This is a genomic window from Ruegeria sp. BG7 (assembly GCF_056535685.1).
This window is the reverse complement of sequence record NZ_JBQFIU010000001.1, coordinates 1168900-1194896: the sequence shown is the minus strand read 5'-3', so window position 1 is coordinate 1194896 and position 25997 is coordinate 1168900. Positions and strand designations below refer to the sequence as shown.

The window sequence follows — 25997 nt, the reverse complement described above, 5'->3', positions numbered from 1 at the left end:
CGGCTTATAACATGCCAGACCGGTTTTGCCTTGGGAAAAATGCACGCAAAGGTGGATTTCCTTGAGTGCTGTGGCGAAGGGGCTCTCGCCCGCCATGCCTGATCACAGATCAAGCAAAGGGTCGTTGGGCCGGGCGCGGTGCCTGAAAGCACCGCGCGGTCTTGCAAAAGGTCAGAGGATTTTCTGACCTGTCTTGGCCCAATCGGCCAGGAAGGTTTCCAGACCTTTGTCGGTCAACGGGTGGTCAGCGAGCTTTTTGATCACGGCTGGCGGAGCAGTGATGACATCAGCACCAATGCGGGCGCTGTCGGTCACATGGTTCACGGTGCGGATCGAGGCGGCCAGGATTTCAGTCTCGAACCCGTAATTGTCATAGACTTGGCGGATGTCGGCAATCAGATCCATGCCGTCGAGGTTGATGTCGTCGAGGCGACCAATGAAAGGCGAGATGAAAGTTGCACCTGCTTTGGCAGCAAGGATGGCCTGATTGGTCGAGAAACAAAGCGTCACGTTGACCATCTGACCTTCGTCGCTGAGCGTTTTGCAGGTTTTCAGGCCCGCCCATGTCAGCGGCACTTTCACTGCGATGTTCGGCGCGATCTTGGCCAGCTTGCGGCCTTCGGCGATCATGTCCTCAGCTTCGGTGGCGACAACCTCGGCCGAAACCGGACCGTCGACCAGATCACAGATCTCTTTGGTTACTTCCAGAATGTCGCGACCCGACTTTAGGATCAGCGAAGGGTTGGTGGTTACGCCGTCCACCATGCCAAGATCGTTCAGTTCGGCGATGGCGTCGATCTCGGCGGTGTCTACGAAGAATTTCATGAGGGCAGTCCTTTGATGGGTTGGCCTTGGTCGCGGATGGCTTTACCTCAAAGTGAGCCATGCTGGAACCCCCTGCTAAGGATATGCTGTGAGCGCTAACGGATTTTTCGACCAAGGAGAGCTGATTGCGGTGCTGACAACGCAGCCGCTGGACCGGACGTTGGATTACAAAGCGCCCGAAGGCGGGTGTTTTCTAGGTGCGTTTGTCGAAGTGCCTTTGGGGCCACGCAAGGTTCTTGGCGTGGTCTGGGGCCCTGGGCAGGGCGGGTTTGATCTGAGCAAGGCTCGGTCCGTGATCCGGGTACTTGAGGTTGCACCGATGCGCGAAGAGATGCAGGTGTTTCTGGGCAAGGTCGCCGACTACACGCTGACACCGATGCCAGCGATGCTGCGTTTGGCAACCCGTGCGCCGGGGCTGGGGGACCCTCCGTCAATGCGCAAAGTGTATCGCCTTGGCAGTGGCGAACCGGACAGGATGACCGATGCGCGATCCCGTGTGCTGGAGGTTTTGCGAGACTATGGTGGCCTCGCCTTTACATTGAAGGAACTGGCCGAGCAGGCAGGTGTAACCTCCTCTGTTGTCAAAGGGTTGGTCAAACAAGGTGCTGTCCGGGAAGAGGACAGCCCGCGCGATCTGCCGTACCCGCATCTTGATCCGAACCTGCCGGGTAAAGACCTGACCGAAGATCAGGCGGCGGCTGTGGCGCGATTGCGGGCCGGGCAGCAGACAGGCGACTATGGCACAACACTCCTGAAAGGTGTCACGGGTTCGGGCAAGACCGAAGTGTATCTGGAAGCCGTCGCCGAAGCCTTGCGGATGGGACGCCAGGCTTTGGTCTTGCTGCCGGAAATTGCGCTGACCGCTGAATTCCTGACCCGTGTCGAGGCGCGGTTCGGTGCGCGACCGGCCGAATGGCACTCGGGCGCGACAATGACGGAACGCCGCCGGGTCTGGCGGATGGTTGGGCAGGGGGATGCACAGCTGGTTGTAGGTGCACGATCTGCATTGTTTTTGCCGTTCCGCGATTTGGGGCTTGTGGTGGTCGATGAGGAACACGACACCTCTTACAAACAGGAAGACGGCGTGCACTACAGCGCGCGGGATATGGCAGTTTTGCGTTCGGCCATTTGCGGCGCGCGGGTGATTCTGGCCAGTGCGACGCCGTCGCTGGAAAGCTGGGCAAACGCTGAAGCAGGAAAGTATGACCGGATCGACCTGACTTCGCGCTTCGGCGCGGCGGTTCTGCCTGAGATGAAGCCCATTGATATGCGCGCTGAGCAGATGCAGCCCGGAACATGGATTTCTCCGTCCCTGCGGCAGGCGGTGCGGCAGCGGGTTGAAAAGGGTGAACAATCGCTGCTGTTTATAAACCGTCGTGGATATGCGCCGGTAACTCTGTGCCGGGCTTGCGGTGAACAGATCGCCTGCGACTATTGTGACGCGCGCATGGTTGAACATCGGTTTCTGAAACGCCTGATGTGCCACCAATGCGGTGAGACCAAGCCGATGCCCGAAATCTGTCCGTCCTGCGGCGTAGAAGGCAAACTGGCCCCGGTTGGGCCGGGGATCGAGCGGCTGGCAGAAGAGGCCGAAGCGACCTTTCCGGATGCCAAGATTGCGATGCTGAGTTCCGATCTTTTCGGCTCGGCCCGTGCGCTGAAAGCCAAGATCGAAGAGATTGCCGCAGGAGATGCGGACATCATCATCGGCACTCAGTTGGTCGCCAAGGGGCATAACTTCCCCAAACTCACCTTGGTCGGCGTTATTGATGCGGACCTGTCACTGCACGGTGCCGATCTGCGCGCAGCAGAACGAACGTTTCAATTGATGCGGCAGGTTGCCGGGCGTGCTGGCAGGGCGGATAAGCCGGGGCAGGCGTTGTTGCAGACGTTCCAACCAGAACACCCCGTGATCCGGGCGATCCTGTCCGGTGATGAGGAAGGTTTCTGGAAAGCCGAAGCCGCTGGGCGGCAGGCGGCGGGGGTTCCCCCTTATGGGCGCATGGCCGGAATTGTGTTGTCGGGGCCGGAGGTCGGCCCGGTCTTCGATATCGGCAACGCGATGGCCCGCAATGATACCCCTGTGCGCGATGTGGGGGGGCAAGTTTTTGGCCCTGCACCAGCGCCGATTGCGCGTATTCGCGGACGGCACCGTGTGCGCCTTCTGGTCAAAGCCCCAAAAGGGGCCCCTATTCAGGACGCGATTGCCCGCTGGATCGCGCCTTTGCGTCTGAAAGGTGACATCCGCCTGACTGTCGATATCGACCCGCAGAGCTTTTACTGACCTCTGCATCAGCGCAGGGCGGCTGTGCGCCAACGGCTTCCCTCTCGCCAAGACGACGAAATGTGCGTAGAGGACCAATATGCTAAATCCCATGCCCCTCAACGAGGCGCAGAGCCTTCCGTTCTGGCGTCGTCCTGTCACGCTCTTGTTTGTGATGGCCATGACCATGCCCATCGCGTTTAACGCGTGGAGTGCTTTGCTGAACAATTTCGTCATTGAGGTGGCGAATTTTGATGGGGCCGATATTGGCCTGCTGCATACGGTACGTGAAATTCCGGGCTTTCTGGCGATTGGCGTGATCGCCGTCATCATTTTCATCCGCGAGCAGGTTCTGGCGATGATTTCGCTGATGATGCTTGGGGTGGCAACCGCTGTAACAGCCTGGTTCCCCAGCTTGGGTGGGTTGTTGTTTGTGACCCTGTTCAGCTCGATCGGGTTTCACTACTATGAAACGGTAAATCAGTCGCTGCAGCTGCAATGGCTGCCCAAGGATCGCGCGCCGCAAATTCTGGGATGGCTGGTTGCGATGGGCTCGGCAGCAACGGCGGTGGTCTACGGGTTGATCGTTCTGACCTGGGAGCGCTTTGATCTGTCCTACAACTTCGTTTTCATGGCTGCAGGCGGCGTGACGGTCTTGTTGGCCCTGTTCAGCCTGATCGCCTATCCTCAGTTTGATGCCCCAACACCGCAGACCAAAAAGCTGATCCTGCGTCGCCGGTACTGGCTCTACTACGCGTTACAATTCATGGCCGGCGCACGGCGGCAGATTTTTATTGTGTTTGCCGGGTTCATGATGGTCGAAAAGTTCGGTTTCAAAGTGCATGAACTGACCAGCCTTTACCTGATCAACCTGATGATCAACATGATGGCCGCGCCTTTGCTGGGGAAAGCTGTGGCAAAGTTTGGCGAGCGGCGGACCCTGATCTTCGAATATGCCGGGCTGGCTATCGTGTTTGCGGCTTATGGCGGTATCTACTGGTTCGGCTGGGGGGTGCTGCTGGCGGCGATCCTTTATGTGATCGACCATGTGCTCTTCGCACTGGCGCTGGCGCTGAAAACCTATTTTCAGAAAATCGCGGACCCTGCGGACATTGCTCCGACAGCGGCCGTGGCTTTCACGATCAACCACATCGCCGCTGTGTTCCTGCCTGCTTTGCTGGGGCTTTTGTGGGTGGTTTCGCCGGGCGCAGTGTTTGGTTTGGCGGCGGCTATGGCGATTGTTTCACTTCTGTTGTCGCTGTTGATCCCGCGCCATCCCGAACCGGGCAATGAGACAACCCTGACCAAATACGCTCCGGCACCTGCGGAATAGGCTGGGCGGCTTGACCTTCTCGGCGCGGCGTCCTAGGCGCTGTGCCAACTGAGACAGGAGGCCCAGATGCCCACATTCACCGCGCTGACTACGCTGACAGGTAAGAAGGCCGCCGAAGGTCTGGGCGAAGCCATGGAGCGTTTGGAGCCGGAACCCACCGGTGTTGGTGTGTTCGAGGTCGAGGATGGTTCGGGCCTGTGGGAAGTGGGCGGTTATTTCACTGAAGCCCCGGACGAAACCGCGCTGGCGGTCCTTGCGGCTGCGTTCGAGGCGAAGCCCTTTGTCGTGTCTGAGCTGCCTGAAACCGACTGGGTCGCACATGTGCGCCGCGAGCTTGCGCCCGTCGAAGCAGGTCGGTTCTTTGTCTACGGCAGCCATGATGCCGACAAGATGCCCGAAGGCCGCATTCCGTTGCTGATCGAGGCTGCAATGGCCTTTGGCACCGGGCATCACGGCACAACATTGGGCTGCTTGAAAGCACTGGATTGCTTGTTGGACGAAGGATTTACTGCATCGAAAGTGGCGGATATTGGCTGTGGTACGGCTGTTTTGGCCATGGCCGCCGCTCGGGTCTGGGATGGTGACATCATCGCCAGCGATATCGACGAAGTCGCCGTTGACGTGGCCGAGGCGAACCTGAAGGCAAACGGTATGTCAGGTGCGGTGAAATGCGTCGAGGCCGCTGGCTTCGATCATCCTGACCTCAAAGCACACGCCCCGTATGATCTGATCTTTGCCAATATTCTGAAGGGTCCGCTGGTGGCGCTATCGCCTGAAATCTCCGCGAATCTGCGCCCCGGAGGGTATGCGATATTGTCGGGAATCCTTAACGAGCAGGCAGATGATGTGGTTTCCGTTTATTCTCAAAACGAGTTCAATCTTACGCACAGGGGTGAGATTGGTGAATGGACGACCCTAATTTTAAGCAAACAGGGCGCGAATTAGGCCATTTGCAGGAGTTTTGTGGAATTTTGCCACGCTTTTGTCGCAATCTCTAATTACCGTTTTCTGATCAAAGTCGAGGGGGGCGGTTTTTGGAGGCTGCCATGACGGGTAAACAACTGGAGTTCAATCAGCGCGTTAATCGCCTGAACAAGAAGCATCAGAAGATGAGCCGGGGCTATCGCGCAACGATGCGCAAGGATGGTCTGGTGGTCATGAAGCCGCAACGGGTCAGTTCTGCCGTGCCAGTGCGGGTCCTGCTATTCACGCTTGTTGCGTTCTTTGTGTTCAAAGCGTTTCTTTTGTCTCACCTTGGGCCGACGGGATATCAATACAGAATCGACAGCCTGAGCGAAGGCACCAAAGTCGAACAGGCAGGGGCTTGGGTGATGCAGATCGATCCGGTGTCACAGGCGCTGTCCCAGCAAATGAACAAGCTTCTCTTCTGAATTCTATGCTCTAATCAAAAAAACACCGCGTGCCGTCCGGGCGCGCGGTGTTTCTTTCTGCCCTCATGACGAAAAAGCCAGGAGCGTGTAAGTGGTGGTCGGGATCACCGACGGCCTTCGGCGATGGCGTCAATGTCGCCACGGCACAGGCCGATGTCTTCCAGCTCGCGGTCGCTCAGAACGATCAGCGCGTTGCGGGTTACGCGGGCGTCATTCCATTCGATTGCGGCGTTCACGGCCGATACGAAATATGCGCCGATACGGCCAACGAGGCCGAACGAGCCAGTGGTGGCGATGCGGGTAGTGTCCAGTGCAGCCATATCCTGTTTCCTTCTGGTTTGTGTTCAATTTTCAATCTTGCGATCTGAGCGGCATCTAGTGCTGCCAATTCGTGTGCACAAGTACAGTTTTTGCATGTGTCCTATGCATTTTTTGCAATGCTCTGAAATGCTGAAACCCCCTTAATTTATTGGTAAATTTGCGTTAACAAAGGTGACGTTTTCAGACCTTTTCGACGTCGTAAATCTGCTTTGGGGTCGCGACTGAGATACAGGTGTCGCTTTCAGACTTCAGGTCAATTCGCTTGGAAAATGTTCACGCTTCGTGCTAGGCGTTGAAAAAAGATCACAAAACCCGAGCAGGCCGAGGCACAACATGCGAATTCTGGGCATTGATCCGGGGCTTAGGACCCTGGGGTGGGGCGTCATCGAATCAAATGGCAGCCGTCTGAGCCATATTGCCAATGGATTGTGCAAGTCAGATGGGGATGATCTGGGTGAGCGTCTGCTGTCGCTGCACAACCAGATTGTTGAGGTGATCGCCGATCATCAACCGGACCAGGCTGCGATCGAACAAACATTTGTGAACAAGGATGGGGCGGGGACGCTCAAACTGGGTCAGGCGCGGGGCGTTGCGTTGCTGACATTGGCGCAGGCTGGATTGCCAGTTGGCGAATACGCTCCCAATCGGGTCAAGAAGACCGTCGTGGGTGTGGGTCACGCCGAGAAAGAACAGGTGCTCCACATGGTCAAGCTACAGTTGCCGGGCTGTCTGCCAAAAGGAGCCGATGCTGCTGATGCGCTGGCGATTGCGATCTGTCACGCTTATTACGGAAAGACGCAGCAGGCGGGTGTGAAAGAGGTTCGGGCATGATTGGCAAACTGACAGGGCGGCTGGATTATCGCGCAGCAGATCACGTTCTGATCGATGTTCGGGGTGTTGGCTATATCGTCTATTGTTCTGACCGGACCATGGCGGCGTTGCCAGGCGTGGGCGAGGCAGTCTCGATCTATACCGACATGGTCGTGCGCGAAGATCTGATGCAGCTTTATGGATTTCTGTCCTTGGTCGAAAAGGAATGGCATCGCCTTTTGTGCTCGGTTCAGGGCGTTGGCGCAAAGGTGTCTTTGGCCATCCTCAGCGCTTTGGGGCCGGATGGTGTAAGCCGCGCCATTGCCCTGGGTGATTGGGGTGCGGTCAAAGCGGCCAAGGGTGTTGGGCCTAAAACGGCGCAGAGGATTGTGCTGGACCTCAAAGACAAGGCGCCGGGTGTCATGGCCATGGGCGGCACGGTTGCCGAGGCGCTGGATGGGCCAGCGCTTGAAGTTGTCGAATTGGCCGAACCTGCGCCCGCGCCCAAGCGGTCGTCTAAACCGCCATCGGGGGCTGCTGCGGCGTCTGCCGGGGCGTTGTCGGCTTTGGCAAATCTTGGGTATGGTCCCTCCGACGCAGCAGCGGCTGTGGCTGAAGCAGCGGCAAGCCAGCCCGAAGCGGGCGAGGCCGAATTGATCCGCGCGGCGCTTAGACTGTTAGCTCCGAAAGGGTAAGTGAATGGTAGACGCTGATCCCACCCTGCGCCCGGACCCTCTGCCCGAGGACAACGACCGCGCCTTGCGCCCACAGGGGCTGAACGAATTCATCGGTCAGGCCGAGGCGCGGGCCAACCTGCGTATCTTTATTCAATCCGCCAAGCAACGGGGCGAGGCGATGGATCATACCTTGTTCCATGGCCCGCCGGGATTGGGGAAGACGACTCTGGCGCAGATCATGGCGCGTGAATTGGGTGTCAACTTTCGTATGACCTCTGGCCCGGTCCTGGCCAAGGCGGGTGATCTGGCGGCGATCCTGACCAATCTGGAAGCACGCGATGTGCTGTTCATCGATGAAATCCACCGTTTGAACCCGGCGGTGGAAGAGGTGCTGTATCCCGCGATGGAGGATTTCGAGCTGGATCTGGTGATCGGCGAAGGACCTGCGGCGAGAACCGTGCGGATCGAGTTGCAGCCGTTCACGCTGGTGGGGGCCACGACGCGAATGGGTTTGCTGACAACCCCTTTGCGCGACCGTTTCGGCATCCCGACGCGATTGCAGTTTTACACAGTCGATGAATTGCATGAGATCGTCACGCGCAACGCGCGGAAGCTGGGCGCGCCTGCAGATGACGATGGCGCACGAGAGATTGCGCGCAGGTCTCGTGGCACCCCTCGGATTGCGGGGCGGTTGCTGCGGCGGGTTGTGGACTTTGCCATCGTTGAAGGCGATGGGCGGATCACGCGCGAACTGGCGGACGGAGCCTTGACACGGCTGGGCGTGGATCATTTGGGACTGGATGGCGCGGACCGTCGGTATCTGAAGCTGATCGCTGAAAACTATGGTGGCGGTCCCGTTGGGATCGAGACGATGTCGGCGGCCTTGTCTGAAAGCCGCGACTCGCTGGAAGAAGTTATCGAACCCTTTCTGTTGCAGCAGGGATTGATTCAACGCACCCCGCGTGGACGGATGTTGGCGCAAAAGGCGTGGACCCATTTGGGTATGGCTGCACCTAAGCGGCAGAGCGATCTGTTTGGTTGAAGCCCGGGCGCAGAGATTCTAAGCCTTCGGCGAGAGTATTTTTGAAAAGATGAAGGGTTGGGTGTGACACCGGAAGAGATCGAGGCGCTGTTCACGCGCGAAAGCGGTGAGTTTCTGTTTGCCCGCTGGGGGCGGCCGATTGTGCCAATCGTGTTTGGTGTTGAAGACGAGACGCTAGCCACGGTGAAAGGTGCGTTTGAGGCCGTTGTCACTTTGGCTGGGCATCAGATGGCAGAAACCGATCCAGAACTTGGTGCCAACTGCATGGTCTTCTTTTTTCGGGACTGGCAGGAATTGCTGGAAGTGCCGGATCTTGATCGACTGATCCCGGACCTTGGGCCGTTGGTGGAACGCCTGGTGGCTGCGGATGCCAATCAGTATCGCATATTCCGGTTTGAGGAAGACGGCACAATTCGCGCAGCCTTTGTATTTCTGCGAATGGATAAGGAGTTGTCCGAGGTTCCGGCGGAAACGCTTGCCCTTAGCCAGGTGGTGCAGACTGTCTTGCTTTGGTCCGATACTGCGTTTCGCACGCAATCACCGCTGGCTGTCGCAGGCGAGGCAACGATCCTGCGCCCTGACATTGCTGCATTGATCCGGGCCGCCTATGATCCGGTCCTGCCCGGGGCGGCCCTGGATGCGTCTCATGCGCTCAGGCTGTTTGCCCGGCTGGAGCTGCCACAATGAAACACGTGTACCCGGTTCGCGTTTACTATGAAGACACTGACATGGGCGGTGTCGTCTATCACGCGAATTACCTGCGGTACATTGAGCGTGCCCGATCAGATTGGGTGCGCAATCTGGGCAATGATCAGAACGCAATGCGTGAGGAAGGTATTGTTTGGGTCGTGCGGCGGGTTGAGGCCGATTACCTTTCGCCTGCCAAGTTTGATGACGAGTTGATTGTTGAAACCGAAGTGACTGAGATTTCCGGCGTGCGCCTGACGATGGCGCAGCTGGTTCGGCGGGGGGAAACCGAGATTTTTCGCGCTTCGGTCACGGCCGTGTGCATCAACAAGGATGGCAAGCCGATCCGCCTTCCGGCAGAGATTCGCGCATTGATGTAACAATTTGCGGACGAAGGGTGGTTCTATTGGCTTTTCAACCCCAACTGCGTTAGCGTTTGGCAAAACAAGGCCAAGCAAACGGCCGTCAGGCAAAAACAAAGAGCAGGTTCATGGAAGCTGAAACGCTGGCGCTGGCGCAGGAGATCGATTTCTCCATGTGGGGGCTGTATGCCCGCGCGACCTTTATCGTCAAATTGGTGATGTTGATGCTGATCGGCGCATCGATCTGGTCCTGGGGCATTATCATCCAAAAGCTGATCAACTATCGGGCCGCGCGTCGTGAGGCGCAGGTGTTCGACGAAAGCTTTTGGTCGGGCAACCCATTGGATGAGCTGTTTGAGCAGATCGGAACACAACCGGACGGCAGTTCTGAAAAGATCTTTGCCGCAGGTATGATCGAATGGCGAAGGTCACACCGAAATGATGGTGGGCTGATCGCCGGTGCAACTGCGCGGATCGACCGATCGATGGATGTTGCCATCGCAAAAGAGGCGGAGACCTTGCAGAAAGGGTTGCCCATTTTGGCCACGGTGGGATCAACCGCGCCGTTTATTGGCCTGTTCGGTACCGTCTGGGGCATCATGAATGCCTTTATCGAGATCGCTGAGCAGCAGAACACCAATCTGGCCGTTGTCGCCCCAGGTATCGCCGAAGCGCTGTTGGCGACGGGTCTGGGTCTATTGGCCGCGATCCCGGCGGTTATTTTCTACAACAAGCTCAGCGCGGATAGTGATCGGATCGTTGGAGGGTATGAGGCTTTTGCCGATGAGTTCGCCACTATTCTGTCGCGTCAGTTGGACAGCTGACCATGGGCGCGGCAGTTCAGCAATCTTCGGGTGGTAACGGGCGCAGGCGCGGACGGCGTCGCGGGCGCGCTCAGCCCATGGCCGAGATCAACGTGACCCCGTTTGTGGACGTCATGTTGGTGTTGCTGATCATATTCATGGTCGCGGCACCGCTGCTGACCGTGGGTGTTCCTGTCGATCTGCCTAAGACTGCGGCAAGCGCTTTGCCCGGTGACAACGAGGAACCATTGACCGTGACGCTCACCGCAGATGGGCGCGTACAAATCCAGACGACGGATGTCTTGCGCGAAGAGTTGATTGGCAAGCTGCGCGCGATTGCGGCAGAGCGGAGCAGTGACCGTGTGTTCCTGCGCGCTGATGGTGCAATTCCCTACGCGCAGGTGATGCAGGTCATGGGCGCGCTGAATGCGGGTGGGTTTTCCAACGTTGGCCTTGTGACCGATACGGGCGGGCCGACGCTGGATGAAGGTGGAGAGTGAGGTCGCACGGTGGATACCGGCACCAAGATTTCGGCGATTGCGCATGTCAGCCTGATTGGCGTCGCGCTTTTTGGCGGCACCTTCCGGTCCGAGCCGTTGCCGATGGCCGTGCAGGATGTTTCCGTGATTACCGCTGAACAGTTTGCGGCCATGACTGCGCAGCGCGACGCGCCTGACGTTTCCGAAGTACCGGCTGCTCTTCAGCAACCACCCGAACCTGAGCAGACCGAAACCACTGCTCCGGAGGCGGTGGTTGAGGAACAGTCGCGCCCCGAACCCGTGGTTCCTGCTGAACCTGACCCTGAACCTGCGCCCGTTATCGTTGAGGCCCCGCCAGAGCCCGATCTGCCGGAAGAGCCACCTTCGTTGGCCGAGCCTGAGGTTGAAACCGTTGCACAGCCCGTGCAGCCCGAGCCTGAGGCGCAGCCACGCCCTGCTGATCGCGTTGCGCCCGAGGCGATAGCGCCGCCGCCGCCCGAAGCGACACCGGATGAGTTTGAAACTCCACCGGTGTCATTAGATGAGGGCGCTGAGGTGCAGCAGGAACAGCAAGATCAGACCGCCCCGGATGAGGCCGCGCCAGAGATCGTGACCGAGGCGGAAGAGACCAAGGAACCGCTGCTCAGTTCACCTCGTCCGCGCACGCGCCCCAATCGGCCCAGTCCGCCGCCCGAACCGGAAGTTGCTGAAACGCCCGACGCGACCCCGGAATCTGAAGCGCAGGCAGACGAAACTGCGATAAACGATGCCTTGGCTGAAGCCCTGGGCGCAGGCACCGAGCCCTCGGGTCCGCCGCTCACCAGCGGTGAGAAAGATGCGATGCGACTGGCTGTCTCCAGATGCTGGAACGTAGGTTCACTGTCTACAGATGCACTGAACACGGTGGTTGTTGTTGCGTTTTCGCTGAACCGTGATGGTACAGTTGTAGGCGGTAGTATTCGGATGCTGGACAGCTCGGGCGGGTCTGCCGGTGCCGCCAATCAGGCTTACCAGGCTGCCCGACGCGCGATTTTGCGCTGTGGAGCCAAAGGATATGACTTGCCTGCTGACAAATACGCTCAGTGGCAGGATGTTGAGATTACATTCAATCCCGAGAGGATGCGGATCAAATGATGAAACTTCTGACCAGCCTCTTTGTCGGCCTGACCCTAATGTCCGCGCCGGTTTACGCACAAAACGGCCCCCTGCGGCTGGAATTGGACCAGGGCATAATCGAGCCCTTGCCCTTTGCGGTTCCCAATTTCGTGCCCGATGGCCCCTCTGCCGCGCAATACGCGCAGGATATTTCGCGTGTGGTGGCAGCGGATTTGACCGGGACGGGCCTGTTTCGCGAAATCTCATCGGATGCGTTCATCAGCCGGGTCAGCAGTTTTGAAGCGCCAGTACAATTTGCTGACTGGAAAGCAATCAACGCTGATGCACTGGTCACCGGGGCAGTCAATGTTTCGGGGAAACGATTGACGGTTCGGTTCCGTGTCTGGGATGTGTTCTCGGGTCAGGAACTTGGCACCGGCCTGCAACTGGCAGGTACGACCGATGGTTGGCGTCGCATGGCGCATAAGGTGGCTGATCAGGTCTATAGCCGGATCACGGGCGAAGGGGGGTATTTCGACAGTCGCGTGGCTTTCGTGTCGGAAAGTGGACCCAAGGATCAACGCCTCAAGCGGTTGGCGATCATGGATTACGACGGCGCAAATGTGCAGTACCTGACCGACAGTTCCGCCATCGTACTGGCACCGCGCTTTTCACCCACAGGTGACCGGTTGCTTTACACCAGCTACGAAAGCGGCAGCCCGCGCATCTATGTTCTGGATGTCGGACGCGTGAAACGGCAGGAACTCAAGACCCAGGACGGCACCATGAGCTTCTCGCCCCGCTTCTCGCCAGATGGTCGGTCGATCGTGTATTCGCTGATTCAGGGCGGTAACACGGATTTGTGGAAGATGGATCTGGCCTCGGGTCAAAGTACACGCCTGACCAACACGCCTGCAATCGAAACGGCACCCAGCTATTCACCGGATGGCAGCCGCATCGTTTTTGAAAGCGACCGGTCGGGCACGCCGCAGCTCTACGTGATGCCCGCAAACGGGGGAGAGGCAACGCGGATCAGCTTTGGCGCGGGGCGCTATGGCACCCCGGTTTGGTCGCCGCGCGGCGATTTGATTGCTTTTACCAAGCAAAACAAAGGCCGGTTCCACATTGGCGTCATGCGCACAGACGGGTCGGAAGAGCGGTTGCTGACGGCGTCATTCCTGGACGAAGGCCCTACCTGGTCGCCCAATGGTCGCGTTATTATGTTCACCCGCGAAACGCAGGGGGCAAGCGGTAGGGCCTCGCTGTATTCAGTGGATATATCGGGCCGCAACCTGCGCCCGGTACGCACTCCGGATGGTGGCAGCGACCCGTCATGGGGCCCATTGCAGAATTGATCGCAGCAAAGTTCACAACGAATCGCGCCTGTGGTAGACAGGCGGCAATAATCAAAACACGAGGCACTTGAAATGAACGTATTGAGCAAAGTTCTGGCGCTGGGCGCACTGAGTGTGATTGCCGCCTGTACAAATAACGACCCTTCTGCGTTGGGGGGCGGTGGCGCAGGTGGCACTGGCGCAATCGTGCCGGGCTCGCCAAGCGACCCACGTTCGCCGGCGTATTTCCAGCAGACGGTTGGCGACCGTGTCCTTTTCGCTGTTGATCAGTCCACCCTTACGCCGCAGGCACAAACAGTGCTGCAAGGGCAGGCTGAATGGCTGCTGGCCAACCCTGATTTTGTCGCCACGATTGAAGGGCACGCGGATGAACAGGGTACGCGGGAGTACAACCTTGCACTGGGTGCGCGCCGGGCTAACGCTGCACGCGAATATCTGATTTCCCGCGGTGTGGCAGGTAATCGACTTAAAACAGTCAGCTACGGCAAGGAACGCCCGATCGAGATTTGCAGCACCGAGGACTGCTATTCCAAAAACCGACGCGCGGTGACGGTGCTGACCGGGTCAACTTTGGGGTAAGACGATGCGTATTGCAGGATGGGTTTTGGCAGCCGTCGTGGCAACGGCGGGCGTGGCAAAGGGACAGGATCAGCAGACCTTGGCGGATATTCGTCAGGAGCTGACTGTGCTGCATGTCGAGATACAGCGCCTGAAGCGCGAGTTTTCCACCACAGGATCGCCTGCGCCCAACCTTTCCGGCAGTTCGGTGCTTGAGCGTGTCGACGCGATTGAAGCAGAGCTGCAGCGTCTGACGCGCCAGACCGAGCAATTGAACCAACGGGTGCAGAATATCGTCACTGACGGCACAAACCGCATCGGGGATCTGGAGTTTCGGCTGGTCGAACTGGAAGGCGGAGACCTGTCCGCGCTTGAGGAAACATCAACACTGGGCGGTGACACGGTGTCAGAAACGGGCTCGGCGAACGTTGCAACGCCACCTGCAACTGACCAAACCGAGCTTGCCGTGGGCGAGCGCGCAGATTTCGATACGGCGTCGCAAGCTTTGACCGATGGGGATTTCCAGACCGCCGCTACCATGTTTGCGCAGTTCGAGGCAAACTATCCCGGCAGCCCTCTGGCCCCTGAAGCGAACCTTAAACGAGGCCACGCCCTTGAAGGTCTGGGCGACACCCGCGAAGCGGCCCGTGCCTTTTTGGCCAGCTTTACCGGTGATTCCGAGGGGGCCTTTGCCCCCGAGGCTCTGTATGAGCTGGGCGCGGCATTGGGCCGATTGGGACAAACCGATCAGGCCTGTATCACGCTGAACGAGGTCGGGGTGCGTTTCCCCTCTGCGCCCGCTTTGTCGAACGCCACGCAAGAGATGACCGCGCTGGGGTGTTCTTGAGCACTCAGCCAGACAGCCTGATTTCCAATCTTCGGAATCGGTTGCCGGACAATTTGCCCAGCGAATTGGGGATCGCAGTCTCAGGCGGTGGAGATTCCATCGCCTTGATGCATCTGTTGCACGCAATTGCGCAAACCGAGGCAATCACTCTTTACGCCGTCACAGTTGATCATGGTTTGCGCCCGGAAGCCGCGCAGGAGGCCGAGGCCGTTGCCGGTGAGGCGGCGGCTCTTGGAGTGCAGCATGACATTTTGAGGTGGTCGGGTTGGGACGAAAAAGGCAATCTTCAGGATCAAGCGCGACAAGCGCGGTACAGTCTGATGATAAACTGGGCGAAGGCCCGTGATATCGGTGCAATTGCCTTGGGACACACAGCAGACGATCAGGCCGAAACACTGCTGATGCGGTTGGGTCGATCCTCTGGCGTGACGGGTCTGTCAGGTATGTCGCCCGTGCGGCAAAGGGATGGGGTAACGTTGCTGCGCCCAATGCTGGGGATCACTCGCGACAGGCTGCGCGCCTACCTAACTGAAATCGGAGCGAGTTGGGTTGAGGATCCATCGAATCAGGACATGCGATTTGACCGGATCAAAGCCCGCGATGCCTTGCAAAGCCTTTCGTCCTTGGGAATCGATGCGCTGTCTTTATCTCGTGTGGCGGAAAATTTGGCTCAGGCGCATAGGGCGTTGGCCGTGTTTGCGCAGGAATCCGCGCGGAATGTGGCACAGGTTGACCACAGCGATGTGAGGGTGGACCAGGCTGGCTTTGCCGCGTTGCCGCGGGAAATCCAGAGACGCGTGTTGCTGGGATCACTTCAATGGATTGCGGGGCAGGGCTATCCCCCGCGCCAGTCGGCTTTGGAGCAGGCTATGGATGCGGTAGTTCACGGTCAAGCCGTGTCAATTGCCGGATGTCTGCTCGTGCCAAAAGGCGCGAGTGTTTGGATTTGCAGGGAATTTAAGGCCGTAGAGGGCCAAATTGCCGCATCTGGCGCTGTCTGGGATGGAAAATGGGTGCTGACCGGGCCGGAAATCCCAGGCGTGGAAATCCGGGCGTTGGGCGAAAAAGGGTTGCTGCAGGTTCCGGATTGGCGCGCAACCGGGCGTCCCAGGCTTGCTTTGACCGCAACGCCTGCCGTTTGGGCGGGTGAAACGGTTCTTGCAGCACCACTTGCGGGATTTGCCAATGGATGGCAGGCTGATCCGGTCTCGGATTGGCCCGCGTTTGACGCATCTTTTTTATCGCATTGAACATAGAACAATCCTCTCTATTTTAAGTGACAACTTGGCAGTTCCTCACCTGCCGAAACTTTTGGGAGATTTTCCTTGGGCAACGCTCGCAATATCGCGTTTTGGGTCGTTCTGTTCCTGCTTATTCTGGCACTGTTCAATCTGTTCAGTGGACCGGGTGGAACGCTTCAGAGCAATGAGAGAACATATTCCGACTTTGTCGGTGCCGTCCAAAGCGGTGAAGTCAAAAACGTGACGCTGGATGGCGAGCAGATTCGTTATACCACCGAAAGCGGCGCGACCTATGTCACCATCAAGCCCGGCGACGCCGAGGTAACAAAGCTGCTGATCGATGAGAACATTCCGGTTCAAGCGGTCAAACAACAGCAGTCTGGGTTCCAGTCGTTCCTGATCACGCTGCTGCCCTTCCTACTGCTGATCGGCGTTTGGGTTTACTTCATGAACCGGATGCAGGGCGGCGGCAAAGGCGGTGCGATGGGCTTTGGCAAGTCCAAGGCCAAGATGCTGACTGAAAAGCATGGCCGTGTGACATTTGATGACGTGGCTGGCATCGACGAAGCCAAGGAAGAACTGGAAGAGATCGTTGAATTCCTGCGCAACCCGCAGAAGTTCAGCCGCCTCGGTGGCAAGATTCCAAAAGGCGCGTTGCTGGTTGGCCCTCCGGGTACAGGTAAAACACTTCTGGCCCGCGCGATTGCAGGTGAGGCGGGTGTTCCGTTCTTCACCATTTCCGGTTCGGACTTTGTTGAGATGTTCGTGGGTGTTGGTGCATCCCGCGTGCGCGACATGTTCGAACAGGCAAAGAAGAACGCGCCTTGTATTGTGTTCATCGACGAGATCGACGCTGTGGGCCGCCACCGTGGTGCCGGTTACGGCGGCGGTAACGACGAACGCGAACAGACCCTCAACCAGTTGCTGGTTGAAATGGACGGGTTTGAGGCAAACGAAGGTGTGATCATCCTGGCGGCGACCAACCGTAAAGATGTTCTGGACCCCGCGCTGCTGCGTCCGGGCCGGTTCGACCGCAACGTGACCGTCGGCAACCCCGACATCAAAGGCCGCGAGAAGATTTTGGGCGTGCACGCGCGCAAAACACCTCTGGGCCCCGATGTTGATCTGCGCATCATCGCGCGAGGCACGCCAGGCTTTTCGGGTGCTGATCTGGCGAACCTTGTGAACGAGGCTGCGCTGATGGCGGCACGTGTGGGTCGTCGCTTTGTCACAATGGAAGACTTTGAGAACGCCAAAGACAAGGTGATGATGGGGGCCGAGCGTCGCTCGATGGTGCTGACCCAGGACCAGAAGGAAAAGACCGCCTATCACGAGGCCGGTCATGCCGTTGTTGGTCTGGAACTGCCGCTGTGTGACCCGGTCTACAAGGCGACGATCATTCCGCGCGGCGGTGCGCTGGGTATGGTCGTCTCTCTGCCGGAAATGGACCGCCTGAACTATCACCGCGATGAGTGCGAGCAGAAGCTGGCCATGACCATGGCTGGTAAGGCCGCTGAGGTCATTAAATACGGTGAAGACCACGTCTCGAACGGTCCCGCCGGTGACATCATGCAAGCCAGCCAGTTGGCCCGCGCGATGGTGATGCGCTGGGGTATGTCTGACAAGGTCGGCAATATTGACTATGCCGAGGCGCATGAGGGCTATCAGGGCAACACTGCCGGGTTCTCGGTGTCCGCGCATACCAAAGAGCTGATCGAGGAAGAGGTGAAGCGCCTGATTCAGCAAGGCTATGAGCGCGCTCACAAGATCCTGACAGACAAGAACGAAGAATGGGAGCGTTTGGCCCAAGGTCTGCTGGAATACGAAACCCTGACCGGCGACGAGATCAAGCGCGTCATGAATGGTGAATCGCCGACCGAAGGCGATGACGAAGGCGACAAGCCGGACGAAGGCAATGCACCCAGCGTTACGGCCATTCCCAAGACGAAGGCAAAGAAGTCCCCGCCCGAGGGCGGGATGGAGCCTGAACCCACCACATAATCACCAAAGACCCGGGCCGAGGCCCGGGTCTCTTTTCTTTTCTTCAGGTCCTTGCCGGGCAATGTGCGCCCGTAAGTGCCAAGGAACAGGGAAACAACATGCCGTTTTTGCGGGAAACTGAATACGCAGCCGAAGTGGTTTGGCTCGGCTATGTCCCTGCTGGGCAATCGCTGCGCGCCGAAGCGGTCCAGGCGCTGAACCTGGGCTTCGATGGCGTGAAGGGTGAACGACACGCAGGCGTCAACCGTGCATCCTGTGTGCGGGTCAAGAACCTCTATTCTCAAGGCACAGAGATTCGCAATGTCCGTCAATTGTCGGTGCTTTCTGTGGAAGAGCTTGAACAGATTGCGCTTGAGATGGATCTCGATGCGCTTGATCCGGCTTACCTTGGTGCATCGATCGTGCTGAAGGGTATCCCCGATTTCTCGCACGTTCCCCCGTCCTCTCGGCTACAGGCGGGGGGTGGTTTGACGATAACTGTAGACATGGAGAACGCGCCTTGCGTTTTGCCGGGGCGCGAGATCGAGGCGGATCAACCCGGGCATGGCGCCGCGTTCAAACCGGCGGCGGTGGGGCGGCGCGGCATAACAGGATGGGTCGAGCGCCCGGGGCGGATTGAGCTTGGCGATCGCTTGGCTTTGTTTGTTCCGGATCAACCCAACTGGGCGCCATAAACGGGTCGGGTTTCCGATTAGAAACCCACGAAATGACCTTACGACGCTTCGCGACACCAGAATGTCGGAATCCATGGCTATTGAGATTGTACACAAGGGTATGGAATGCGCAGCGCCGACGTTTTGCGTCGGCTTTGCACGGTATTCAATTAAGGACCCCGGCCAATGAGCTACAAATCCGATATCGAAATCGCACGTGAAGCGAACAAAAAGCCGATTCAGGAAATCGGTGCCAAAATTGGCATCGACTCTGCGGATCTGCTGCCCTACGGCCACGATAAAGCCAAGGTCAGCCAGGACTTCATCAACTCGGTTCAGGGCCGCGAAGACGGCAAACTGATTCTGGTGACTGCGATCAACCCGACCCCTGCAGGTGAAGGCAAAACCACCACGACTGTTGGTCTGGGTGACGGCCTGAACCGCATTGGCAAGAACGCCATGATTTGTATCCGCGAAGCCTCGCTTGGTCCGAACTTCGGCATGAAGGGTGGCGCTGCAGGTGGCGGTTACGCGCAGGTTGTTCCGATGGAGGAAATGAACCTCCACTTCACCGGCGATTTCCACGCCATCACCTCGGCCCACTCGCTGCTGTCGGCGATGATCGACAACCATATCTATTGGGGCAACGAGTGTGAGATTGACACTCGCCGTGTCGCATGGCGCCGTGTGGTCGACATGAACGACCGTGCGCTGCGTCAGATCACCGCCAGCTTGGGCGGCGTGTCGAATGGCTATCCGCGTGAGGCTGGTTTCGACATCACCGTGGCGTCCGAGGTCATGGCGATCCTGTGCCTCGCCAACGACCTGAAAGACCTGGAAAAGCGTCTGGGTGATATCATCGTTGCGTATCGCCGCGACAAGACACCGGTCTACTGCCGCGACATCAAGGCAGAAGGCGCGATGACCGTTCTGCTGAAAGACGCGATGCAGCCGAACCTGGTGCAAACGCTGGAAAACAACCCGGCCTTTGTTCACGGTGGCCCGTTCGCGAACATCGCGCATGGCTGTAACTCGGTCATCGCGACCAAGACCGCTCTGAAAGTCGCTGACTACGTCGTGACCGAAGCGGGCTTTGGTGCGGATCTGGGCGCTGAAAAGTTCATGAACATCAAATGCCGCAAGGCGGGCATCGCCCCGTCGGCAGTTGTACTGGTTGCCACTGTAAGGGCGATGAAAATGAACGGCGGCGTTGCGAAAGCCGATCTGGGTGCCGAAAACGTCGACGCAGTTCAGTCGGGCTGTGCCAACCTGGGTCGTCACATCGAGAACGTGAAGTCGTTTGGTGTGCCGGTCGTCGTTGCCATCAACCACTTCGTCACCGACACCGACGCCGAAGTTCAGGCCGTGAAAGACTATTGCGGCGAGCACGGGGTCGAGGCGGTTCTGTCGCGTCACTGGGAACTGGGTTCGGAAGGGTCGGCACCGCTGGCCGAAAAGGTTGTCGAAATCGTTGAAGGTGGTTCCGCGAACTTCGCGCCGATCTACCCCGACGACATGCCGCTGTTCGAGAAGATCGAAACCATCGCCAAACGCATCTACCGCGCGGACGAGGTTCTGGCCGACAACAAGATCCGCAACCAGCTGCGCGAGTGGGAAGAAGCCGGTTACGGTAACCTGCCGGTCTGCATGGCGAAAACCCAGTACTCGTTCTCGACCGATCCGACGCTGCGCGGCGCGCCGACCGGTCACTCGGTTCCGGTACGTGAGGTTCGCCTGTCCGCAGGTGCTGGCTTCATCGTCGTTGTCTGCGGTGAGATCATGACAATGCCCGGTCTGCCCCGCAAACCGGCTGCTGAAACCATCTGCCTTAACGACGCAGGTGAGATCGAGGGCTTGTTCTAAGCCGCATTTTGAACCATCTCGTGGTCCGGGGACTTCCCCGGGCCATGAGGAGACCGCGATGCCCACTCTGACACCGCCGCAAGACTGTAGCACGATGCAGGAATTGCGCGTTCAGATCGACAGGCTGGACCGCCAACTGATCGATATGCTGGTGAAACGCGCCAGTTACATCGACCGAGCGTCCCAGTTGAAACCCGGCGAAGGGCTGCCCGCCCGAATCCCGGACCGTGTCGAAGAGGTGGTGCAGCGCGTGCGCAAGAGTTCCGATGAACTGGGTATGGACCCCGATCTTGCCGAAGAACTCTGGCGAATTTTGATAGACTGGTCGATTGCCCGCGAAGAGCGTGTGCTCGGCTCTGACTGACTGACCGGGCGCATTTTGCGCCCGATCCGTTTTTGAAAGAAGGGATCAAAGGATGGTAGCGCAGGTTATCGACGGTAAGGCATTTGCGGCCAAAGTGCGCGCGCAAGTGGCTGATCAGGTTGCTAAGCTGAAAGAAGAAAACGGCATCACCCCCGGATTGGCGGTGGTTCTGGTCGGTGAAGACCCGGCCAGTCAGGTCTATGTCCGCTCAAAGGGCAAGCAGACCGTTGAGGTTGGCATGAACTCGTACGAACACAAGTTGGATGCCGAAACCTCGGAAGAAGATCTTCTGGCCCTGATCGACAAGCTGAATAACGATCCTACCGTACACGGTATTCTGGTTCAGCTGCCGCTGCCGAAGCACCTGAACGAAGATCTGGTGATCAACTCGATTGACCCTGCCAAGGATGTCGATGGTTTTCACATCTCGAACGTGGGCCTGCTGGGTACTGGTCAGAAGTCGATGGTGCCTTGTACGCCGCTGGGATGCCTTATGATGCTGCGCGATTATCATGGCTCGTTGTCGGGCATGGATGCCGTGGTGATTGGCCGTTCGAACATCGTGGGTAAACCGATGGCGCAGTTGCTGCTGGGCGACAGCTGCACCGTGACCATCGCGCATTCGCGCACCAAAGACCTGCCGGACGTTGTACGCCGCGCGGACATCGTTGTGGCCGCTGTCGGCCGTCCCGAGATGGTGCCGGGCGATTGGATCAAGGAAGGCGCCACGGTTATCGACGTGGGCATCAACCGTATCGAGCGCGATGGCAAGAACAAGCTGGTTGGCGATGTGGATTACGCAAGCGCGGCTGAACGTGCGGGCGCAATCACCCCGGTTCCGGGTGGCGTGGGTCCGATGACCATCGCGTGCCTACTGGCCAACACTCTGACCGCCTGTTGCCGGTCCAACGGTCTGCCAGAGCCTGAAGGTCTGACTGCTTAAGTTCGAATTGTGGGTCGGGCCGTGCTAAGCGGCCCGACACCCCTCCCTTGAGTGCAATATAAGATCGGACTGCACCAAAGCGTCAGGGGCGATCGGATTTTGAATGACTTCCCCAGCTTGAAAAATCGTGATAAGCCTGTATTCCCAGTTGTTTACAGGTTGAGTTTCCCTTGTGTGTATTGCACTCGGGCAATGTACGTACAAAAGCAGTATGACGTCTAAGTTAAGTTTAATTCGAAATGCATGTACTCCGCAGAGAGTTACAGCGGGTGTGGTTTTTCTTCCTTTGCTGGCCTATGCGTTTCCACCTTTTCTTGTATCCGAGCTAAATTTTGGTTTGCGTCTGTTGTTTTGGGCCGGAGTGATGGTTCTGGCGCTTTCTGTAACCGGGCTGGTTCGGAAACTGATGCTAAACAGCCCTCTGCTGTTAAACATTCCAGCCCGTGATTTAGCCTTCGCTGCTCTGATCCTGTCTTTGTTTACACCTTCGCTTTGGCTTTTGGCGTGGATCTTGTTCACTTGTGGTGGCCAAATGGCACCGGGGGCGCAAACCGTAGCTGTTTATGGGGTGTTGTTGGCCACAGGTCTGGTTTTTGTGCAGCGTCATGAATTGCAGGCTGCAGTGACACCCACGTCCGATGAAGAAAAGCCGCGACTTGTCAATCGTCTGCCACCTGATTTCGATGGGCAGATCTATCGCCTGACTGTTCGGGATCACAATGTGGATGTCGTGACCTCAGAAGGTGTCTTTACGCTTCGGTCGCGGTTTACGGATGCCATTGCCGAGATGGAACCGGTTCCCGGTCACTGCTCGCACCGCTCACATTGGGTGACTGATGACTCCATCACTGGTGTAGAGAAAACAGGCGGCAAGACTTTTCTAAAGCTGGTCAACGGCGATCTGGTGCCGGTCAGCCGCAAGTATAAACCAATGCTGGAACAGGACGGTTTGATCTGACTTCAGCGCGGCATCGGTATCATGTGCGGGTGCGGGCCGGTCAGGATTGCTGTTGCGTTCTGGTCCATGAGGTCGGCCAGAACCCGGTCTGAGCTGCGCAACCCACCCGTGAAAACACCGTAAGCTGGCAGGATCAGCCGGTTGCTGTCCAACAGAAAAGCGGGCCGAGAGATATGTCTTCCTTTCACACGAATTTGCGCTTTTGGATGGTAATGGCCAGAGACTTCTCCTTGCGGATGGTCCTCTGCGATATGGCGAAAGACCAGCGGATCGCAGCGCCATTCGAACAAGTGTGCGCCACCCAGCTCAATCGGCCCAGGATCGTGGTTGCCTTCGATCCATATCCATTTGCGTCCGGCCTGCAATGTAGAAATCCGAAGCCTTTCGGCTGAAGGCAACGCCTGCGCGGCATCAAGGTCGTCAAAGCTGTCGCCCAAGCATATAACAGTTTCCGCGTTGGTGCGTTCCAAGTCACCTGCCAACCGATCCAGTGTTTCGCTTGTGTCATAAGGGGGCAATGCGGGTCCACCGCGCCGCAGCATTCGTTCGGACTTACCAAGGTGCAGGTCTGAGACACACAGTAGTTGGCGCTCGGGCCACCACAGTGCGCCCGATGGCAACGCGACGAGACGCTGTCCTGCTAAAGAAAACTCGCATATGTTCATGATACGTTCTTGACGCGTTTTTGCATCCGGCGCAAGGGGATCAAAGCTGATCAAGCCCGGCCGCCTGCATCAGACGAGCGCTTTCCTCGGCCAGCAAACGCTCCTCTGCCGCGCCTTTGACAGGCACTTTCCCGACCTCCAGAAACAACGGAGCAGACAAAGGGGATACACGATCCAGCCGGAGCAGATCCACGCGGTCTCCGATCCGGTCCAGCATCGCTTCGATCCGGCCAAAATCAACCAGCCCACGCATGGCTTCTTCACGGGTGATCTGCATCAGCAGGTGGTCAGGATCGTATTTCATCAGGGTATCGTAAAGAATGTCCGACGAAAACGTCGCCTGCCGCCCGCTTTTCCTTTGTCCCAACGTATTACGTTCGATCAGGCCCGCTATGGTGGCAGAGGCCCGAAAGGTGCGTTTCATCACGGCATTGCCAGCCAGCCAGGTGTCCAACCCGGCGCGCAGCGCGTCGCGTTGAAGCAACGGGGTAGGGTCGGTGACAGCATCCAGACCCCAGATAAGCGTGGCGTAGTCAGTCGCAACAAAGCCCATCGGGGCCAAGCCGGTATCTTCCATCCGTTTGGTTAGTAGCAGGCCGAGTGTTTGCTGGGCGTTGCGGCCGGCGAAACCATAAACGCATAGATGTTCCCGGCCGTCGCTTGGAAAGCTTTCGATCAGCAAGCGGTCGCGCTGAGGCAGGCGCGAGATCTGCCGCTGCAAGGCTAACCAGTCCGCAGTATGAGAAGGCAGTTGCGGCCAGTCCCTTTGGGCAAACATGCGCAGAATGCGGTCGCTGAGCTGGGTAGAGGTCGCGAATTTTGTGCCCGAGAAGGTCGCGATCTTAGGCTTGCGATCAGCGCGGCGGCTGACCTCGACCACCATTGCGCGAAGGCCCTCATATCGCACGATTTGCCCGCCAATCAAAAAGGTGTCGCCGGGCGTTAATGAGGCTGCAAAAGCTTCCTCAACCTCTCCCAACGGCTTGCCGCCCCGGCTGCGCTTAAGGCGCACCTTCAGAGTGTCTGTGTCTTGAATCGTCCCCAAATTCATACGAATGCGCGAAGCTGCGCGGGGATCACGCAACTGCCATTGCCCGTCGGCACGCTGTTGCAACCGCTGCCAGCGGTCGTAGGCCCTGAGTGCGTAGCCGCCGGTGGCACAGAAATCGAGACACGCGTCAAACGCGGGCCGGGCCAATCCTGCAAAAGGCCCGGCAGATGTCATCTCGGTGTAAAGGTCATCGGCGTCGAACGGTCCGGCACAGGCGGCAATCAGGATGTGCTGGCACAAGACATCGCGAGGGCCGGGACCGCGCGGTTCACCATCCAGATCATGGGCTTTTGCGGCCTCCAGCGCGGCGATGCATTCGACCACCTCAAACCGGTTGGCAGGCACCAAAAGGGCCTTGGAAGGCGCGTTATAGCGGTGGTTGGCGCGTCCGATCCGTTGAACCAGACGTTTGACATTCTTGGGTGCGCCGATCTGGATCACCAGATCCACATCGCCCCAATCAATGCCCAGATCCAAAGAGCCTGTGCAAACGATGGCGCGCAGATCGCCCCGGACCATCGCAGCCTCAACCCTCTCACGCTGTTGCCGGTCCAGGCTGCCGTGATGGATGCCAATCGGCAGGCCGTCGTCGTTTGCCAGCCAAAGGTTGTGAAAGAAGATTTCGGCCTGCGCGCGGGTGTTGTGAAAGATCAGCGTAGTTTTGTGTTGCCGGACCTGTTCGAGCACGGCGGGGATCGCATAAGCCGCGCCACCACCAGACCAAGGCGGCATCTCGACCGTTTCCAACATTCGGATGTCCGGGTCCGGGCCGGGATCTGCCTGTACGATTTGGCATGGGTCAGGATGGCGGGCCAGAAAACGGGCAATTGTACCAGGGTCCTCGACCGTGGCCGACAAACCAACGCGGCGCAGATCGGGGTTGAGGCGCTGCAGACGCGCCAAGGCCAGCATAAGCTGATCACCGCGTTTGCTTTCTGCCAACGCGTGAATTTCATCAACGATGATCCGCTGCACCCCATCAAACATACATGGCGCATCCTCGTAAGAGGTCAACAGGGCCAGACTTTCGGGCGTTGTCAGCAGGATATGAGGCGGATCTACGCGTTGGCGTTTCTTTTGAGTGGCTGAGGTGTCGCCTGTGCGATCTTCGATACGGATGGGCAGGCCGACTTCGTCCACAGGCGTACGCAGATTACGTTTAATGTCCGCCGCCAGTGCCTTGAGGGGTGAAACATAAATCGTATGCAGCCCGCGATGAAGGCCGTCAGAAAGCTCTGCCAATGTTGGCAGAAACCCGGCCATGGTCTTTCCGCCACCCGTCGGCGCGATCAGCAAGGTCGCGGGGTCTTGCGCCCGGTTGAACATCTCATGCTGATGCGGGTGAATGGACCAGCCTTTGGCGGAAAACCATGTGCCAATCCGAGCGGGAATCTGCGTCATGAACACAGA

General features: G+C 58.2%; 26 protein-coding genes. 22 read left to right on the top strand and 4 right to left on the bottom strand.

Features of this window, described 5'->3' with window-relative positions; genetic code table 11:
- Positions 1–171: 171 nt before the first annotated feature.
- Entirely contained in the window at positions 172–825 is a 654-nt protein-coding gene (gene fsa, locus ACR3EH_RS05915; protein ID WP_170520531.1) for a fructose-6-phosphate aldolase, read from the bottom strand.
- A gap of 88 nt (positions 826–913) precedes the next feature.
- Between fsa and ACR3EH_RS05910 the strand changes: the two genes are divergently transcribed.
- The 4 genes from ACR3EH_RS05910 (at position 914) to ACR3EH_RS05895 (ending at position 5812) form a co-directional block, all read left to right on the top strand.
- Positions 914–3109: a primosomal protein N' gene (locus tag ACR3EH_RS05910; RefSeq protein WP_171186931.1), complete on the top strand. Its 2196-nt coding sequence runs from the start codon at positions 914–916 to the stop codon at positions 3107–3109.
- Between the two features lie 79 nt (positions 3110–3188).
- Complete coding sequence (locus ACR3EH_RS05905; protein ID WP_171186929.1) at positions 3189–4421, top strand: MFS transporter; 1233 nt, start codon at positions 3189–3191, stop codon at positions 4419–4421.
- A gap of 66 nt (positions 4422–4487) precedes the next feature.
- Positions 4488–5366 (top strand): 50S ribosomal protein L11 methyltransferase, encoded by an 879-nt coding sequence (locus tag ACR3EH_RS05900; RefSeq protein WP_171186927.1) that lies wholly within the window; start codon positions 4488–4490, stop codon positions 5364–5366.
- Positions 5367–5467: 101 nt separating this feature from the next.
- The gene (locus ACR3EH_RS05895) at positions 5468–5812 is read left to right on the top strand and encodes a hypothetical protein (RefSeq protein ID WP_171186925.1); all 345 of its coding nucleotides are present in this window, start codon (positions 5468–5470) and stop codon (positions 5810–5812) included.
- 104 nt (positions 5813–5916) lie between these two features.
- Here ACR3EH_RS05895 and ACR3EH_RS05890 read toward each other — a convergent pair whose 3' ends face one another.
- Positions 5917–6132 (bottom strand): DUF1127 domain-containing protein, encoded by a 216-nt coding sequence (locus ACR3EH_RS05890; RefSeq protein WP_171186923.1) that lies wholly within the window; start codon positions 6130–6132, stop codon positions 5917–5919.
- Positions 6133–6466: 334 nt separating this feature from the next.
- On the opposite strand from ACR3EH_RS05890, the gene ruvC reads away from it, so the two are divergent.
- From ruvC to ACR3EH_RS05800, 18 genes are all read left to right on the top strand, one after another.
- The gene (gene ruvC, locus ACR3EH_RS05885) at positions 6467–6964 is read left to right on the top strand and encodes a crossover junction endodeoxyribonuclease RuvC (protein WP_171186921.1); all 498 of its coding nucleotides are present in this window, start codon (positions 6467–6469) and stop codon (positions 6962–6964) included.
- Complete coding sequence (gene ruvA / locus ACR3EH_RS05880) at positions 6961–7638, top strand: Holliday junction branch migration protein RuvA (protein WP_171094216.1); 678 nt, start codon at positions 6961–6963, stop codon at positions 7636–7638. Before ruvC ends, ruvA begins: the two co-directional genes overlap by 4 nt.
- A gap of 4 nt (positions 7639–7642) precedes the next feature.
- On the top strand, positions 7643–8662 hold the full coding sequence (gene ruvB / locus ACR3EH_RS05875) for a Holliday junction branch migration DNA helicase RuvB (RefSeq protein WP_171094214.1): 1020 nt from the start codon (positions 7643–7645) through the stop codon (positions 8660–8662).
- A 63-nt stretch (positions 8663–8725) separates the two neighbouring features.
- A complete protein-coding gene (locus ACR3EH_RS05870; RefSeq protein ID WP_171186919.1) occupies positions 8726–9349 on the top strand; it encodes a hypothetical protein in 624 nt (207 codons plus the stop codon).
- Positions 9346–9729, top strand: coding sequence for a tol-pal system-associated acyl-CoA thioesterase (gene ybgC, locus ACR3EH_RS05865; RefSeq protein ID WP_171094210.1), 384 nt, complete (start codon positions 9346–9348; stop codon positions 9727–9729). The genes ACR3EH_RS05870 and ybgC overlap by 4 nt, the downstream gene beginning before the upstream one ends.
- 110 nt (positions 9730–9839) lie before the next feature.
- On the top strand, positions 9840–10535 hold the full coding sequence (gene tolQ, locus ACR3EH_RS05860) for a protein TolQ (RefSeq protein WP_171186917.1): 696 nt from the start codon (positions 9840–9842) through the stop codon (positions 10533–10535).
- Positions 10536–10537: 2 nt separating this feature from the next.
- Positions 10538–11014 carry a protein TolR gene (gene tolR, locus ACR3EH_RS05855; protein WP_152457226.1) on the top strand — a complete coding sequence of 159 codons (477 nt, stop codon included), beginning with the start codon at positions 10538–10540 and terminating at the stop codon, positions 11012–11014.
- A gap of 9 nt (positions 11015–11023) precedes the next feature.
- A complete protein-coding gene (locus tag ACR3EH_RS05850) occupies positions 11024–12127 on the top strand; it encodes an energy transducer TonB (protein WP_171186916.1) in 1104 nt (367 codons plus the stop codon).
- Entirely contained in the window at positions 12124–13443 is a 1320-nt protein-coding gene (gene tolB, locus ACR3EH_RS05845) for a Tol-Pal system beta propeller repeat protein TolB (RefSeq protein WP_171186914.1), read from the top strand. Before ACR3EH_RS05850 ends, tolB begins: the two co-directional genes overlap by 4 nt.
- A gap of 72 nt (positions 13444–13515) precedes the next feature.
- Entirely contained in the window at positions 13516–14022 is a 507-nt protein-coding gene (pal, locus tag ACR3EH_RS05840; protein WP_171186911.1) for a peptidoglycan-associated lipoprotein Pal, read from the top strand.
- Between the two features lie 4 nt (positions 14023–14026).
- Complete coding sequence (gene ybgF, locus ACR3EH_RS05835; RefSeq protein ID WP_171647557.1) at positions 14027–14848, top strand: tol-pal system protein YbgF; 822 nt, start codon at positions 14027–14029, stop codon at positions 14846–14848.
- Complete coding sequence (tilS, locus tag ACR3EH_RS05830) at positions 14839–16098, top strand: tRNA lysidine(34) synthetase TilS (protein ID WP_371732021.1); 1260 nt, start codon at positions 14839–14841, stop codon at positions 16096–16098. Before ybgF ends, tilS begins: the two co-directional genes overlap by 10 nt.
- A gap of 75 nt (positions 16099–16173) precedes the next feature.
- Complete coding sequence (ftsH, locus tag ACR3EH_RS05825; protein ID WP_171094198.1) at positions 16174–18090, top strand: ATP-dependent zinc metalloprotease FtsH; 1917 nt, start codon at positions 16174–16176, stop codon at positions 18088–18090.
- Positions 18091–18188: 98 nt separating this feature from the next.
- Positions 18189–18764, top strand: a complete 576-nt coding sequence (locus ACR3EH_RS05820) for an MOSC domain-containing protein (RefSeq protein ID WP_171647553.1) — start codon at positions 18189–18191, stop codon at positions 18762–18764.
- A gap of 165 nt (positions 18765–18929) precedes the next feature.
- Positions 18930–20606, top strand: coding sequence for a formate--tetrahydrofolate ligase (locus ACR3EH_RS05815; RefSeq protein WP_171186903.1), 1677 nt, complete (start codon positions 18930–18932; stop codon positions 20604–20606).
- Between the two features lie 58 nt (positions 20607–20664).
- Positions 20665–20970 (top strand): chorismate mutase, encoded by a 306-nt coding sequence (locus tag ACR3EH_RS05810; RefSeq protein WP_171186902.1) that lies wholly within the window; start codon positions 20665–20667, stop codon positions 20968–20970.
- 52 nt (positions 20971–21022) lie between these two features.
- Positions 21023–21913 carry a bifunctional methylenetetrahydrofolate dehydrogenase/methenyltetrahydrofolate cyclohydrolase FolD gene (gene folD / locus ACR3EH_RS05805; protein ID WP_171186900.1) on the top strand — a complete coding sequence of 297 codons (891 nt, stop codon included), beginning with the start codon at positions 21023–21025 and terminating at the stop codon, positions 21911–21913.
- Between the two features lie 271 nt (positions 21914–22184).
- Entirely contained in the window at positions 22185–22871 is a 687-nt protein-coding gene (locus tag ACR3EH_RS05800; RefSeq protein ID WP_371732022.1) for a LytTR family DNA-binding domain-containing protein, read from the top strand.
- A gap of 2 nt (positions 22872–22873) precedes the next feature.
- Here the strand turns inward: ACR3EH_RS05800 and pdeM are convergent, their stop codons facing one another.
- Both pdeM and ACR3EH_RS05790 read right to left on the bottom strand, forming a co-directional pair.
- Positions 22874–23536 (bottom strand): ligase-associated DNA damage response endonuclease PdeM, encoded by a 663-nt coding sequence (gene pdeM / locus ACR3EH_RS05795; RefSeq protein ID WP_171186896.1) that lies wholly within the window; start codon positions 23534–23536, stop codon positions 22874–22876.
- Between the two features lie 40 nt (positions 23537–23576).
- On the bottom strand, positions 23577–25988 hold the full coding sequence (locus tag ACR3EH_RS05790) for a ligase-associated DNA damage response DEXH box helicase (RefSeq protein ID WP_171647551.1): 2412 nt from the start codon (positions 25986–25988) through the stop codon (positions 23577–23579).
- Positions 25989–25997: the final 9 nt, after the last annotated feature.